This window comes from Variovorax sp. OV700 (genome assembly GCF_900099805.1).
Classification (GTDB): domain Bacteria; phylum Pseudomonadota; class Gammaproteobacteria; order Burkholderiales; family Burkholderiaceae_C; genus Variovorax.
Genome location: NZ_FNDR01000001.1, coordinates 514517 through 528436, shown reverse-complemented (window position 1 = coordinate 528436; position 13920 = coordinate 514517). Strand labels below are relative to the sequence as shown.

The 13920-nt window shown below is 67.4% G+C and carries 13 protein-coding genes; 10 read left to right on the top strand and 3 right to left on the bottom strand.

Going from position 1 to position 13920, the window contains the following annotated elements; genetic code table 11:
- The first annotated feature begins 21 nt into the window (after positions 1 to 21).
- From BLR24_RS02430 to BLR24_RS02400, 7 genes are all read left to right on the top strand, one after another.
- Positions 22 to 1008 carry a PDR/VanB family oxidoreductase gene (locus tag BLR24_RS02430; protein ID WP_093012031.1) on the top strand — a complete coding sequence of 329 codons (987 nt, stop codon included), beginning with the start codon at positions 22 to 24 and terminating at the stop codon, positions 1006 to 1008.
- 153 nt (positions 1009 to 1161) lie between these two features.
- Entirely contained in the window at positions 1162 to 2337 is a 1176-nt protein-coding gene (locus BLR24_RS02425; RefSeq protein ID WP_093012028.1) for an ABC transporter substrate-binding protein, read from the top strand.
- 318 nt (positions 2338 to 2655) lie between these two features.
- Positions 2656 to 3528 carry a branched-chain amino acid ABC transporter permease gene (locus BLR24_RS02420; RefSeq protein WP_047784777.1) on the top strand — a complete coding sequence of 291 codons (873 nt, stop codon included), beginning with the start codon at positions 2656 to 2658 and terminating at the stop codon, positions 3526 to 3528.
- On the top strand, positions 3529 to 4512 hold the full coding sequence (locus BLR24_RS02415) for a branched-chain amino acid ABC transporter permease (protein WP_093012025.1): 984 nt from the start codon (positions 3529 to 3531) through the stop codon (positions 4510 to 4512). It begins immediately after the preceding gene.
- Complete coding sequence (locus BLR24_RS02410; protein WP_093012022.1) at positions 4509 to 5270, top strand: ABC transporter ATP-binding protein; 762 nt, start codon at positions 4509 to 4511, stop codon at positions 5268 to 5270. The genes BLR24_RS02415 and BLR24_RS02410 overlap by 4 nt, the downstream gene beginning before the upstream one ends.
- A complete protein-coding gene (locus BLR24_RS02405) occupies positions 5263 to 5967 on the top strand; it encodes an ABC transporter ATP-binding protein (RefSeq protein ID WP_055804964.1) in 705 nt (234 codons plus the stop codon). Before BLR24_RS02410 ends, BLR24_RS02405 begins: the two co-directional genes overlap by 8 nt.
- Positions 5968 to 6001: 34 nt before the next feature.
- Entirely contained in the window at positions 6002 to 7699 is a 1698-nt protein-coding gene (locus tag BLR24_RS02400; RefSeq protein WP_093012019.1) for a tannase/feruloyl esterase family alpha/beta hydrolase, read from the top strand.
- Between the two features lie 19 nt (positions 7700 to 7718).
- Here the strand turns inward: BLR24_RS02400 and BLR24_RS02395 are convergent, their stop codons facing one another.
- The gene (locus BLR24_RS02395) at positions 7719 to 8453 is read right to left on the bottom strand and encodes a DsbA family protein (RefSeq protein WP_093012016.1); all 735 of its coding nucleotides are present in this window, start codon (positions 8451 to 8453) and stop codon (positions 7719 to 7721) included.
- Between the two features lie 91 nt (positions 8454 to 8544).
- Positions 8545 to 9459, bottom strand: coding sequence for a LysR family transcriptional regulator (locus BLR24_RS02390; protein ID WP_093012013.1), 915 nt, complete (start codon positions 9457 to 9459; stop codon positions 8545 to 8547).
- 118 nt (positions 9460 to 9577) lie between these two features.
- On the opposite strand from BLR24_RS02390, the gene BLR24_RS02385 reads away from it, so the two are divergent.
- The 3 genes from BLR24_RS02385 to BLR24_RS02375 are packed head-to-tail and all read left to right on the top strand — an operon-like array spanning position 9578 to position 12769.
- Positions 9578 to 10549 (top strand): hydroxymethylglutaryl-CoA lyase, encoded by a 972-nt coding sequence (locus BLR24_RS02385; protein ID WP_093012009.1) that lies wholly within the window; start codon positions 9578 to 9580, stop codon positions 10547 to 10549.
- Positions 10546 to 11751, top strand: a complete 1206-nt coding sequence (locus BLR24_RS02380; protein WP_093012006.1) for a CaiB/BaiF CoA transferase family protein — start codon at positions 10546 to 10548, stop codon at positions 11749 to 11751. The genes BLR24_RS02385 and BLR24_RS02380 overlap by 4 nt, the downstream gene beginning before the upstream one ends.
- A 31-nt stretch (positions 11752 to 11782) precedes the next feature.
- The gene (locus BLR24_RS02375) at positions 11783 to 12769 is read left to right on the top strand and encodes a Bug family tripartite tricarboxylate transporter substrate binding protein (protein WP_093012003.1); all 987 of its coding nucleotides are present in this window, start codon (positions 11783 to 11785) and stop codon (positions 12767 to 12769) included.
- Positions 12770 to 12789: 20 nt separating this feature from the next.
- Here the strand turns inward: BLR24_RS02375 and BLR24_RS02370 are convergent, their stop codons facing one another.
- Positions 12790 to 13920 (bottom strand): HPP family protein, encoded by a 1131-nt coding sequence (locus tag BLR24_RS02370; protein WP_093012000.1) that lies wholly within the window; start codon positions 13918 to 13920, stop codon positions 12790 to 12792.

Genomic DNA, 13920 nt, shown 5'->3' with positions numbered 1-13920 from the left:
TTTCCGCTGGTTTTCTCCCCGATGAAAAACGACCTTCGATGGATGCAGGCGCAAATTGTTGCGCTGCGCGACGTGACGCCCACGGTGCGTGAATTCGAACTGCGGCCCGAGCCGGGCTTTGCCGCCACGTACGAGCCCGGATCGCATCTGCAGGTGCAGGTGATGGCGGCCCATGGCAAGCTGCAGACGCGCTCGTACTCGCTGGTGGGCGAGGGCGACGGCCAGTGCTGGCGCATTGCCGTCAAGCGGCTCGACGACGGCCGCGGCGGCTCGCTCGCCATGTGGCGCCTGGCCGTCGGCGACCGGCTGCAGGTAAGCGCGCCGCAGAATCACTTTGCGCTCGACCTCTCGGCGCCGGGTTACCTGCTGGTGGCTGGTGGCATCGGCATCACGCCGCTGGTGATGATGGCAGAGCGCCTGGGCGATCACGCGCGGCGCACCGGCGTGCCGGTGAAGATGCTCTACGGCGCGCGCCATGCGGGCGAATTGGCCTATCTCGATAAATTGCGCGCGGCCCTTGGCGACGACGTCGTCGCGCATGAGGGCGCGGCACCCATCGACTTCGCGGCGGCCATCGCGGCGCTGCCCGCGGGCGGCCAGCTCTACACCTGCGGCCCCGTGCCGATGCTCGAAGCCGTCAAGCGCGCCTGGCAGGCGGCGGGCCGTGCACCGGCGGACCTGCGCTTCGAAACCTTCGGCAGCAGCGGCCGGCTTCCGACGCAGGCTTTCACCGTGCGCATTCCCCGGCACGACCTGGCGATCACCGTGCCGGCCGATTGCACTTTGCTCGAGGCGCTCGACGCCGCCGGCGTGGAAACGCTCTGGGACTGCAAGCGCGGCGAGTGCGGCCTCTGCGCCATGGACGTGCTCGCGGTCGACGGAGAAATCGACCACCGCGACGTGTTCCTGAGCGAGCACGAGAAGCAGGCGGCCACCCGCATCTGCGCCTGCGTATCGCGTGCCGTGGGCACCCTCACGCTGGACTCCGCGTACCGGCCCGACAGTTGAAAACGCGCTGCGCGATCAGCGCGCAGTTCATTTGTTCATCGCGCAACAATGGCTCGCCTCGGGGGCGAAGTAGGTGATTGCCTGCTCCGCCGGATGTTGCAAAGTGTTGAAAAATAGCCCGGTATCCGCTTTCGTTGTTCAAGGAAAAACCTCATGCAAAGACGCCAACTCATCCAGACCGCAGGCCTCACGGCGCTTGCGCTTTCCATGTCGCTTGCCAGTGCGCAGGACAGCAACAAGTTCAAGATCGGCCTGATCCTGCCCATGACCGGCCAGCAGGCGTCCACCGGCCGGCAGATCGAAGCGGCGGCGCGGCTGTACATGGCGCAGAACGGCGACACTGTGGCGGGCAAGAAGATCGAGCTCATCATCAAGGACGACGTGGCCACGCCCGACGTGACCAAGCGCCTGGCGCAGGAACTCATCGTCAACGACAAGGTGAACGTGATCGCGGGCTTCGGCGTCACGCCGGCCGCGCTGGCCGCCGCGCCGCTGGCCACGCAGTCGAAGACGCCGCAGGTGGTGATGGCCGCCGCCACGTCGAGCATCACCGAGGCCTCGCCCTACATCGTGCGCACGAGCTTCACGCTGCCGCAGGTGTCGGTGGCCATGGGCGACTGGGCGCCGAAGAACGGCGTGAAAACCGTCGTCACGCTGGTGGCCGACTACGGCCCGGGCAACGACGCCGAGAAGTTCTTCAGCGAGCGCTTCCAGCTCAACGGTGGCAAGGTGATCGAGAAGCTGCGCGTGCCACTGCGCAACCCCGACTTCGCACCGTTCCTGCAGAAGGTGCGCGACGCCAAGCCCGATGCGCTGTTCGTCTTCGTGCCCTCGGGCGCTGGCGCTGCGGTGATGAAGCAGTTTCTGGAGCGCGGCATGGACAAGGCCGGCATCCGCATGATCGCCACCGGCGACGTGACGGATGACGATCAGCTCAACGACATGGGCGACGGCGCGCTGGGCGTGGTCACCTCGCACCATTACTCGGCTGCGCATCCGTCGCCCGCGAACAAGAAGTTTGTCGAGGCCTTCCAGAAGGCGAACCCGAAGATGCGCCCCAACTTCATGGCGGTGGGCGGCTATGACGGCATGCGCGTGATCTATGAAGCCCTGAAGGCCACCAAGGGGCAGGGCGGGGGCGATGCGCTGCTGGCCGCCATGAAGGGCCAGATCTTCGAGAGCCCGCGTGGCCCGGTGTACATCGATGCGCAGACGCGCGACATCGTGCAGGACGTGTACCTGCGCAAGGTCGAGAAGAAGGACGGGCAGTTGTACAACGTCGAGTTCGACGTGATCAAGGGTGTGAAGGATCCGGGCAAGGCGAAGTAATTAGGTGTTCGGGCTCGGGCGCTGCTGTTCAGGGCGGCGCTCCCGCCGACGGGGTACCTTGCTCCGCGAATGTCCCCCGGCCTGCGGCCTCCTCCTTTATTTCGCTGCGCAAGGCACCCCGCCAGCGAGAGCGTGATCCAGAGCAGTCGTTGATCGGTGGTGCACGAGCAGCGTGCCCTAGTGCACAGGGCATCGGGTGCTCCGCGCAGCGAAATAAAGGAGGAGCCCGAAGGGCGGGGGACATTCGCGGAGGGGAGTACCCGGTGGCCTTTGCACACACCCTGAACAAAGCGCACGAACAAGAACCGAAGAACAAACATGTTGACCATTCTTTTTGACGGCATCGCCTACGGCATGCTGCTCTTCGTGCTCGCCGTGGGGCTGGCCGTGACGCTCGGGCTGATGAACTTCATCAACCTCGCGCACGGTGCCTTTGCCATGGCGGGCGGGTATCTCACGGTGTTTGCGATGCAGAAGCTGGGCGTGCCGTTTTTGGCTTGCCTGCCGCTCGCGTTCATCGTGGTGGCACTGGCCGGGGCACTGCTCGAACGCACGCTCTACCGGCCGATGTACGGCAAGCCGCATCTCGACCAGGTGCTGTTCTCCATTGGCCTGGCCTTTATGGCCGTGGCGGCCGTCGACTACTTCGTCGGTTCTTCGCAGCAGAACATCCAGTTGCCCGAATGGCTGCGCGGCCGCACCGAGATCGGCGATGGCGCGCTCCTGCTCGGCATGGGGCACTACCGGCTCTTCATCATCGCGGTGTGCGCCGTGCTCACCGTGGTACTCCAGCTCATTCTCTCGAAGACACGCTTCGGCAGCCGTCTGCGCGCCGCGGTCGATGACCCGCGCGTGGCGGCGGGGCTGGGCATCAACGTCAACATCGTGTTCCTGCTGACCTTCGCGGTCGGTTCGGGACTCGCTGGCCTGGGCGGCGCATTGGGCGCCGAGATCCTCGGGCTCGACCCCACCTTTCCGCTCAAGTACATGATCTATTTTCTGATCGTGGTGTCGGTCGGCGGCACCTCGTCGATCACTGGGCCGCTCGCGGCCGCACTGCTGCTCGGCATTGCCGACGTGGCGGGCAAGTACTTCATTCCCAAGATGGGTGCGTTCACCGTCTACCTGCTCATGATCCTGATTTTGATGTGGCGGCCCCAAGGCCTGTTCACGCGCAAGGGAGGCCGCTGAATGAGCGCACCTTCGTCGTATGAATCGGTCTTGCTGCGCAAGGCGCGCTGGCACCCCCTTGAATTCGTGGTGTGGGCCGCGGCCTTCGCATTGCCTTTCGTCATGCCTTCGCATTCGCTGCTGGTCAACGAGATCGCCATCGTCGCGCTGTTCGCGATGTCGCTCGATCTGATTCTTGGCTACACCGGCATCGTGTCGCTCGGCCATGCCGCGTTCTTCGGCTTCGGCGCCTACACCGCGGCGCTGTTCGCCAAGCTCGTGATGCCGGACCCGACGGTAGGGCTGGTGGTGGCCACCGTGCTCTCGGCCGTGCTCGGCCTCGTGGCCAGCGTGACGATCCTGCGCGGCAGCGACCTGACGCGGCTGATGGTCACGCTCGGCACCGCGCTGCTGTTGCTCGAACTCGCCAACAAGCTCGACTGGCTCACCGGCGGCGCCGACGGACTGCAGGGCGTGGTGATGGGACCCGTGCTCGGCCTGTTCGAGTTCGATCTCTTCGGCCGCACGGCCGCCTGGTATTCATTGAGCGTGATGCTCGTGCTGTTCCTCGTCATGCGCCGGCTCGTGCATTCGCCCTTCGGCGCCACGCTGAAGGCGATCCGCGACAACCGGCTGCGCGCCATGGCCATCGGCATTCCGGTGGTGTCGCGGGTCGTCGTCATCTACACCGTGGCCGCCGGCATTGCCGGCGCCGCCGGTGCGCTGCTGGCGCAGACCACAGGCTTCGCCTCGCTCGACGTGCTGGCCTTCGACCGCTCGGCCGATGTGCTGCTGATGCTGGTGATCGGCGGCGTGGGTTGGCTCTATGGCGGCGTGGCGGGCGCCATCGTCTTCAAGCTGCTGCAGAACTGGCTCTCGGCCGTGACGCCGCAATACTGGATGTTCTGGATCGGCCTCTTGCTGGTGCTGCTGGTGCTCGTGGGGCGCGACCGTGTGCTCAAGCCATGGACGTGGCTGGGCAAGAAGAAGGGGAGCGGGGCATGACCGAGACCGTGCTTTCGACGCAGGGGTTGGTGATGCGCTTCGGCGGCATCACGGCCACCAACAACGTCACGATGGAACTCAAGCGCGGCGCGCGCCATGCGCTGATCGGCCCCAACGGTGCCGGCAAGACCACGCTCATCAACCTGTTGACCGGCGTGCTCACGCCGACCGAAGGCCGCATCTCGCTGCTGGGCGAAGACATCACCACCCTGGCGCCGCACAAGCGCGTGGCGCGCGGGCTGGTGCGCACTTTCCAGATCAACCAGCTGTTCGACTCGATGACGCCGCTCGAGACGCTGGCGCTCGTCGTGTCGCAGCACCAGGGCATCGCATCGCAATGGTGGCGTCCGCTGGGGGCCACCAAGGCTGTGACGGAACGCGCGGCGCAACTGCTCGAGCAGTTTCATCTGGGCGACGTGGCGCAGCAGCAGACCAAGTTCATGGCCTATGGCAAGCGCCGCCTGCTGGAGATTGCAATCGCACTGGCCTGCGAGCCGCGCGTGCTGCTGCTCGACGAGCCCGTGGCGGGCGTTCCCGCAGGGGAGCGCGAGGAATTGCTGCAGACCGTGGCCGCATTGCCGGCCGATGTGTCGGTGCTGCTGATCGAGCATGACATGGACCTCGTGTTCAGCTTTGCCGACCGCATGACCGTGCTGGTCAACGGCACGCTGTTGACCGAGGGCGACCCCGAAACCATTGCCAACGATCCGAAGGTCAAAGAGGTCTATCTGGGCCACGGGGAGCATGCCCATGTCTGAACTGCTGCGCATCGAGAACCTAAGCGCGGGCTACGGCGAAGCCGTGGTGCTGCACGACGTGGCCTTTGCGCTCGGCGAGGGCCAGACGATGGCGCTCTTGGGCCGCAACGGCACGGGCAAGACCACGCTGATCAACACGCTGGCGGGGGCCACACGGCAGCACGGCGGCAGCATCTCGCTCAGTGGGCAGGCCCTGCACAAGCTGGCGCCGCACCAGCGCGCCGCGGCCGGCATCGGCTGGGTGCCGCAGGAGCGCAACATCTTCAAGTCGCTTACGGTGCATGAGAACCTCACGGCGGTGGAGCGGCCGGGCAAGTGGAATCCGCAGCGCGTCTATGAGATGTTCCCCCGCCTGGCCGAGCGCAAGACGAATCTCGGCACGCAGCTTTCGGGCGGCGAGCAGCAGATGCTCGCGGTGGCCCGTGCGCTGGTGCTGAACCCCAAGCTGCTGCTGCTCGACGAGCCGCTCGAAGGGCTGGCGCCGATCATCGTGGAGGAGCTGCTCCGCGCCATCCGCCGCATCACGCAGGACGAGGGCCTGGCCGCGATCATCGTGGAGCAGCACCCGCAGGCGATCCTCGCGATTTCCGACCACGCGGTGGTGCTCGATCACGGCACCATCGTCCACACCGACAGCGCAGCGGCATTGCGCAGCCAGCCGCAGGTGCTCGAACGGTTGCTGGGCGTGGCCCGGTAGCAATTCCGACGACGAAGAAGAAGGAGACAGACACATGGCGATCCCGAAGACACTGTTTCGCGGGGGCGCCATGTTGGCCTCCGCCGTGCTGCTTGCAGCCTGCAGCACCACCGGGCCGCAGAGCCTCCCGCTCGGCGCCAATCCTGCAGCGGCCTGCGGGGCGCTCGCGGCCCCGGTTGCACCCGCGGCCATCGGCCTGCCGAGCGGCGCGGCGACCATCGATTCCGCAACGCTGGTGCCTGCGTCCGCACTGGCTGTCGCAGAACGCGGCCCCAGCCCCGCATCGCGCATCACACCGCCCAAGCCTGCGCACTGCAAGGTGTTGGGCCGCATCGCGCCGCTCGATCCCAGCGCGCCGCCGATCCTGTTTCAGGTGAACCTGCCGCTCGCGTGGAACGGCCGCAGCGTGCAGTACGGCGGCGGCGGTTTCAACGGCGTGCTGATCACGGGCCTCTCGCTGGTGCCGGCCGGCCGCTTCGACCAGCCCACGCCGTTGGCACAGGGCTACGTAACCTACGGCACCGACTCCGGCCACCAGAACGTGGCCGGCCAGCCGCCGCAGGCCTTTGCGCTCAACGACGAAGCGCTGGTGAACTTTGCGCACGCCTCGTACAAGAAGGTGCGCGACGTGGCGGTGGCGCTGATGCAGCGCGCCTACGGCCAAGCGCCGCAAAAGCTGTACTTCGTGGGAAGTTCCGAAGGCGGCCGCGAGGCGCTCACTATGGCGCAGCGCTATCCGCAGGACTTCGACGGCATCTTCAGCCGCGTACCGGTCATCAACTGGACGGGGCTGCAGCACGCCGGCACGCGCAACGGCATTGCCACCTTCGGCGAAGGGTGGCTCCGGCCGGCGCAGGTGCAGCTGGTGCATAACGCAGTGCTGGCGTCGTGTGATGCCGCGGACGGCGCGGCGGACCGCATCGTGTCGAACCCCGTGGCCTGCCTGCAGCGCTTCGATCCTGCGAGCCTGCGCTGCGCCGCCGGCACCAGCGGCGACAACTGCCTCAACGATGCGCAGGTGCAGGCGGTGCGCACACTGCGCTCGCCGTGGCGCTCGCCCGTGCCGCTGGCCAACGGGGTCGCGGTATATCCGGGCTGGGGCATTGGCGGCGAGGGCACGCCGGCTTTTGCGTCGATGGGCGGCTGGAACGCGTGGTGGACCGGCACCGCGGCGCCGACGGTGCCGCCGCAACCGAGCAATGGCATTGCATGGTTCTACGGCAGCGGCGCGCTGCAGTATTTCTATGCGCGCAATCCGACCCTCGACGTGCGCAACTATCGCGCGGAAGACTTTGCCGCGCGCATCGCCACCGTGTCGCAGCTCATGGATTCGACCAACCCCGACCTCGGCGCCTTTGCCGCGCGCGGCGGCAAGCTGCTGATGCTCGAACACATGGCCGACTACGCGCAGAGCCCGTTCGCCGGCGTCCTCTATTACGAATCTGTGGTGGCGCGCATGGGGCGCGACAACACGGATCGCTTCATGCGCCTTTACACCGCGCCCGGCGTGGACCACGTGGGCAGTGGCGCCCCGGCCAACGTCGACATGCTCGGCGCGCTGGCCGACTGGGTCGAGCGCGGCCGTGCGCCGGCCGGCCTGCAGCTGGCCGAGCAGGAAGTGCAGCCGCCGTTCCGCATTGTTCGCGCTCGCCCGTTGTGCGAGTGGCCGCTGTGGCCGCGCTTCACGGGCGGGGACGTGTCGCAGGCCGCGAGCTTCCAGTGCAGCAGGTAATGCGGCGCGCCTGAAGGGCCTAGATCGCGCAGCTGTCCGGACCGCACGACGCCGGGCCAGCCCCGGCCTCCGTTGCCGTGGGCGAGGGCGGCACGAGCTTGGCCAGCTGCGCCTTCCATTCCTCGGGGCGGCCGAGCCATGGACCGATGTCGATGCGGCTCGCGGTGCCGTCGGCTTGCGCCAGCACGAAAGTCGGGAAGCCCTGGCCGCCCGCGCGTTGCAGCCACTGGCGGCTTTCGGCCATGTGCTTGGACGTCGCTTCGCCTGACAGGCGCGTGACGGCCGAGGCAAAAGCATCCGGATCGAAGCCGAGCTCTTTGGCTATTGCAGCGAGCACCTGCGCATCGGCGATGCGCCGGCCTTCGACGTAATGCGCGCGCTGGAGCCGATGGATCATGTCCAGCCCGCCGCCGGCGCGCAAGGCTTCGGCCGCGAGGATGGCGGTGGTCGGCGGTTCGGAATCCATGACCGCGCCGATGTCGCGCAGCAGGCCCTCGAAGTAGGCTTCGCCAAAGGGCTGGCCCGAGAGCTCGGCGATGCGGCGGTCGTGCGGCATCACGTAGTCGCGCCACTGCGGCGTAATGGCGCGCCGGTTGGCGCCGGTCATCATGCCGCCGCCGTGGAACGCGACCTCGAGGCCCGGCACGTTGCGCGCGGCGTCGACCAGCGGTGCGGCCGCGTAGCACCAGCCGCACATCGGATCGAAGATGTAGTGCAGCGTGGCGCCGCCCGCCGAAGTGGTGTTGTCGTTCATTGCATTCGTTTCCTTTGTCTGAATGTTAGGTTCCGGGAACCGAAACAAAAACCCCGCTTTGGCCAATGAACAGTTTCGGATTTCGTTCGGATCAGGATGCCGAGCGATCCGTTGCGCACTGCTCCAGATGCGCCACCAGCAGTTGCGCCGCCAGTGACAGCGTCCCTTCCTCGCGAAAGCAGATCGCGAAGCGCCGGCGCGCCCAGGCATCGGTGAGCGGCATCAGGCGCAGCCGGTAGGTGTCGGCAAAGGGCTGCGCCACTTCCGCCGGCACCACGCTGATGGCGAGGCCGGCGCGCACCACGCGCAGGGCGGCGTCGAAGTTGGTCACCAGCACTCGGTAGACCAGCGGCTTGCCCGCCACCGCCGCCTCGCGGGCCAGCATCAGCTGCACCGCGCTCAGGGCGGGCATGCCGACGAATTCGTGGTCGAGCACGTCCTCGAACCGCACCTTGCCGCGCCGCGCGGCCGGGTGCGAGGGGTGCGCCACGATGGCCAGGTGGTCGCTGCGATAGCTGCGCCGCTGCAGGCCATCGAGGTCGGCGGCGTCCCAGCACAGGCCGATCGACGCGCTTCCCTCGCGGATGCCGCGCACGATCTCCGGGCTCACGCGCTCTTCCATGTCGATCCGGATGTCGCGGTGTGCCGGGTTCTGCAGAAAGTTGGCGACGTCCTCGGCCAGGGATTCGGCCAGCACCGAGGCCGAGGCGAGGATTCGAACATGCCCCTGTGCACCGCCGGCATAGGCCGCCATGTCTCGCTCGATGCGCTGAGCGCTGCCGAGCATGGCGCGCGCATGTTCCAGCAGCGTTTCGCCGGCCGCGGTCGGCACCACGCCGCGCCGTTTGCGCAGCAGCAACGGCGTGCCCACCGTGTCCTCCAGCTGCGCCAGGCGCTTGCTGATGGCCGAGCCGACGATGCTGGCCTGCTCGCCCGCGCGCGCGATGCTGCGCGTTTCGCAGACGGAGACGAAGAGGCGGAGGGTGGTCAGGTCGAGGTCGCGCATGGGGGTTCCGGTCGAGCGATGTGGTATTCCATTTTGGAACGAATTGGCTTCCAAGATCTATTTTCTGAATCGAATAGGAACTTCTAACATCGGTGCAAGACCTTCAAAAGGAGACACCTTGAACGAAGCCACGGTTGCGCCCGCAGCGCACGCTTTTCTGCCGCCCCGCGCGGTCGTCCGCGAATCGGGGTTGCGCGACGGCCTGCAGAGCATTGCGAGAACATTGCCCACTGCGCAAAAAATCGAATGGATTCGCGACGCGCATGCCGCCGGGCAGCGCGAGATCGAAGTCGGCTCCTTCGTGCCCGCGCGTCTGCTGCCGCAGCTGGCCGACACGGCCGAGCTGCTGGCGTATGCCAAGACGCTGCCGGGGCTCTTCGCCTCTGTGCTGGTGCCCAATCTCAGGGGCGCCGAACTCGCCATTGCCGGCGAGGCCGATCTCATGATGGTCCCGCTCTCGGCCAGCCATGCGCACAGCCTTGCCAACCTGCGCAAGACGCCCGACGAAGTGGTGGCCGAGGTCGCGCGCATCCGTGCGGCACGCGACGCCGCGGGCTCGAAGACCTTGATCGATGGCGGCGTCGGCACGGCCTTCGGCTGCACGATCCAGGGCCATGTGGCGCCCGACGAGGTGCTGCGCCTGATGCAGGCGCTGCTCGACGCCGGCGCCGACCGCGTGAGCCTGGCCGATACAGTCGGCTATGCCGATCCCGCGATGGTTCGCAGCCTGTTCGAGCGCGCAAGGCGCATCGCGGGCGACCGCCTGTGGTGCGGCCATTTCCACGACACGCGCGGCCTCGGGCTCGCGAACGTCTATGCGGCGCTCGAAGTTGGCATCCCGCGATTCGATGCCTGCCTGGCCGGCATCGGCGGCTGTCCGCATGCGCCCGGCGCCAGCGGCAATGTCGACACCGAAGACCTCGTGTTCATGCTCGAGAGCATGGGCGTTGGCACGGGAATCGATCTGCCGAAGCTGCTCGACCTCCGCCGGCGCGTGGCCGGCTGGCTGGAGGGCGAGACACTGCAGGGCACCGTGTGGCGCGCGGGTTTTCCAAAGACCTTCGTGGCGACGGCGGGAGCAGCGGCATGAGCGCGAACACCGAAGAAAAACACCTGCCGCTCACCGGCATCCGCGTCGTCGAGTTCACGCACATGGTCATGGGTCCGACCTGCGGCATGGTGCTGGCCGACCTGGGCGCGGAGGTCATCAAGGTCGAGCCGATCGACGGCGACCGCACGCGGCACCTGCTGGGCGCGGGCGCCGGTTTCTTCCCGATGTTCAACCGCAACAAGAAGAGCATCGCGCTCGACCTGCGCCACCCGCAGGGGCTCGAAGCGGCGTTGCGCCTGTGCGCCACCGCAGACGTGGTGGCACAGAATTTCAGGCCCGGCACCATGGAGAAATACGGACTCGGCCATGCTGCGCTCAGCAAGCTCAATCCGCGCCTGGTGTACGTGAACCACACCGGCTTTCTGCCAGGCCCCTACGAGCATCGCACCGCGCTCGACGAGGTGGTGCAGATGATGGGCGGCCTGGCCTACATGACGGGCCGGCCCGGCGATCCGCTGCGCGCGGGCACCAGCGTGAACGACATCATGGGCGGCATGTTCGGTGCCATCGGTGCCATGGCCGCGCTGATGCAGCGCACCCAGACCGGCAAGGGGCAGGAGGTGCAGTCCGCGCTGTTCGAGAACAACGTGTTCCTGGTCGGCCAGCACATGCTGCAGTACGCCATCACGGGCCAGGCCGCGGCGCCGATGCCCGAGCGCATCTCGGCCTGGGCGCTGTACGACGTGTTCACGGTGAAGGACGGCGAGCAGATCTTCCTGGCCGCGGTGAGCGACGCGCAATGGACGGTGTTCTGCGACGCGCTCGGCTTCGACGACCTGAAGGGCGACCCCTCCTTGCGCACCAACAACGACAGGGTCCGCGTGCGGCCCACGCTGCTGGCGGACTTGCGCAAGCGCCTGGCCGACCGGTCGGCTGCCGAGCTGTCGGCCATCTTCGAGGCGCGGGGCCTGCCTTTCGCACCCATCGTGCGGCCCGAAGACCTCTACGAAGACCCGCACCTGAAAGCCACCGGAGGCCTTGCCGACATCCGCTTGCCCGATGGCGAGCGCGCCGGGCAGACGGCGCAGACGACGCTGTTCCCGATCACGCTGGGCGGCGAGCGCCTCGGCGTGCGCCTGGACCCGCCGACGCTTGGCGAGCACACGCGCGAACTGCTGGCCGAACTCGGCTATGCGGAATCGCAGATGGCGGCCATGCAGGCCGAGTCGGCCGTTGCCTGAGTTTTTTCAAAAGATAAAGAGAGACAAAGCCATGCACAAGATTCTTCCCCCCATGACCCGCCGTGCCGTACTGGGCTTCGGCGCCTCCGCCGCCGCGCTGGCCGCATGCCCCGTGCTCGCGCAGGGCTCCGACAAACCCATCCGCTTCATCCTGCCGATCAGCGCCGGCTCGGGTGTGGACGCCATCGTGCGCGCGGCTTCCGTGGCGCTCGGCAAGGCCTTCGGCCAGCCGGTGGTGATCGAGAACCTGCCGGGTGCGGGCGGCATCACCGGCACGTCGGCGCTCGTCAAGGCGGCGCCCGACGGGCTCACGCTGGGCATGGTGTCGAACAACCATGTCATCAACCCGGCGGTGTACAAGAAGATGCCGTTCGACGCCATCGCCGACGTGACGCCGATCAGTGTGGTGGGCGCGACGCCGCTGGTGCTGGTGGTCAATCCGAAGCTGCCCGCCAAGAACGTGAAGGAGCTGGTGGCACTGCTGCGCGCCAAACCCGAGGGCTACAACTACGCCTCGTCGGGCAACGGTACCATCATTCACCTGGCGGGCGAAATGTTCATGGACGAAGCCGGCGTGAAGGCGCGGCACATTCCCTACAAAGGCACGGGCCCGATGGTCACCGACATGATCGCGGGCCAGGTCGAGATGGGCGTGGTGGCATTGCCCGCGGTGCTGCCGCACCTCAAGAGCGGCGCGCTGCGCGCCATCGGCCTGTGCGGCTCCACGCGCTCGCCGGCCGCGCCCGACATTCCGACCATCGCCGAGCAGGGCCTCCCCAACTACGTGGTCGAAGGCTGGTTCGCGGTGATCGGGCCGCCGAAGATGCAGGCCGCCGACATCCAGCGCGTGCATGACGCCGTGGCCGCGGCCTTCACGAGCGCCGAAGTGCGCGAGGCCATGGACAAGCAGGGCAACATCATCAAGCCCACCTCACCCGAGCAGGCTGTGAGCTATTTCCGCACCGAAGCCGCGCGCTATGCGGCGCTGGTGAAGAAGGCCAATGTGGTGCTCGAGTAGGGCAGGGCGTGGTGCCCTGGTTACGCTGGTCCCACCGCGCGATAGAGCGCGCGCACGAAGTCTGATTGCGTGATCATCCCGGCAAGGCGCCTCTCGCCGTCGATGATCGGAATGTGGTGATGCCCGCCTTCTGAAAAAAGCGGCACCAGGTCGACCACTGGCCGGTCGGCACTGGCCACGCGCACCTGGCGCGTCATGATCTGGCCGACCACCTCGGGCTTATTCGAAACCACGGTGCGCGTGGCGCGGATCAGGTCGCGCAGCTTGCCGGCGATGCCTTCGTGGTGTTCCAGGTCGAGCAGGCGGAAGAAGTCGGCCTGGGTCACGATGCCAACCACGCGGCGCGTGCGGTCGGTGACGGGCAGCGCCTTGATGCGGCGCTGCGTCATCAGCATCCAGGCCTCCTGCAGCGGCGTGCCGAACTCCACCGACACCGGATCGCGCGACATGATGTCGCCGCAGTGCAGCGTGCCGAGTCGGCGCTTGTAAGACTCCAGCTCGGTCTGCTGGATCAGCGATTCGAGGTCGTCGCGGCTGATGTCCAGCACCTGGTTGTAGCGGGCCAGCACCGCATCGATGTCGGCCTGGCTGAAGCGCGCATCGGCCGAAGGCGGCCGCACCACCTGCACATGGGGATAACGCCTGCCCGTGAAGGTGTTGTAGGCCACGCCCGCCACCACCAGCAGGAGCGAATTGACGAGGGTGGGAAACAGAGCCGCAGAGAAATGGTCGGTGTGTGTGAGCACAGCAAGCAGTGCCGCGGCCCCGCCCGGCGGATGCAGGCTGCGCGTGGCGAACATCAGCCCGATGGCCGCACCAACGGCTACCGCGGCGGCCCAGGCCGGATCTGGTATCCAGCGGACGCAGGCGATGCCAACCACGGTCGACAAAGTGTTGCCGACGATGACCGACCAGGGCTGTGCCAGCGGGCTTGCAGGCACGGCAAACACCAGCACCGCGCTTGCGCCCATCGGCGCGATCAGCCAGATGCTGACGTCCACCGCTTCGGCCATCCAGCGGCACAGCAGCGCGGTGATCAAAAGGCCGATGGCCGCGCCGGCCACCGCACGCATGCGCTCGCGCGCATCGACGGTGTTGCGGCCCGGCAGCCAGGCACGCGCATGCGTCAACAAGGCGGAAAGCTGCGGCAT

Bases quoted from the DNA above. Each gene is read 5' to 3' on its own strand.
- BLR24_RS02370 (WP_093012000.1), bottom strand. From the start codon at position 13,920: ATGCCGCAGCTTTCCGCCTTGTTGACGCATGCGCGTGCCTGGCTGCCG.
- BLR24_RS02375 (WP_093012003.1), top strand. From the start codon at position 11,783: ATGCACAAGATTCTTCCCCCCATGACCCGCCGTGCCGTACTGGGCTTC.
- BLR24_RS02380 (WP_093012006.1), top strand. From the start codon at position 10,546: ATGAGCGCGAACACCGAAGAAAAACACCTGCCGCTCACCGGCATCCGC.
- BLR24_RS02415 (WP_093012025.1), top strand. From the start codon at position 3,529: ATGAGCGCACCTTCGTCGTATGAATCGGTCTTGCTGCGCAAGGCGCGC.
- BLR24_RS02430 (WP_093012031.1), top strand. From the start codon at position 22: ATGAAAAACGACCTTCGATGGATGCAGGCGCAAATTGTTGCGCTGCGC.
- BLR24_RS02425 (WP_093012028.1), top strand. From the start codon at position 1,162: ATGCAAAGACGCCAACTCATCCAGACCGCAGGCCTCACGGCGCTTGCG.
- BLR24_RS02420 (WP_047784777.1), top strand. From the start codon at position 2,656: ATGTTGACCATTCTTTTTGACGGCATCGCCTACGGCATGCTGCTCTTC.
- BLR24_RS02400 (WP_093012019.1), top strand. From the start codon at position 6,002: ATGGCGATCCCGAAGACACTGTTTCGCGGGGGCGCCATGTTGGCCTCC.
- BLR24_RS02395 (WP_093012016.1), bottom strand. From the start codon at position 8,453: ATGAACGACAACACCACTTCGGCGGGCGGCGCCACGCTGCACTACATC.
- BLR24_RS02410 (WP_093012022.1), top strand. From the start codon at position 4,509: ATGACCGAGACCGTGCTTTCGACGCAGGGGTTGGTGATGCGCTTCGGC.
- BLR24_RS02390 (WP_093012013.1), bottom strand. From the start codon at position 9,459: ATGCGCGACCTCGACCTGACCACCCTCCGCCTCTTCGTCTCCGTCTGC.
- BLR24_RS02405 (WP_055804964.1), top strand. From the start codon at position 5,263: ATGTCTGAACTGCTGCGCATCGAGAACCTAAGCGCGGGCTACGGCGAA.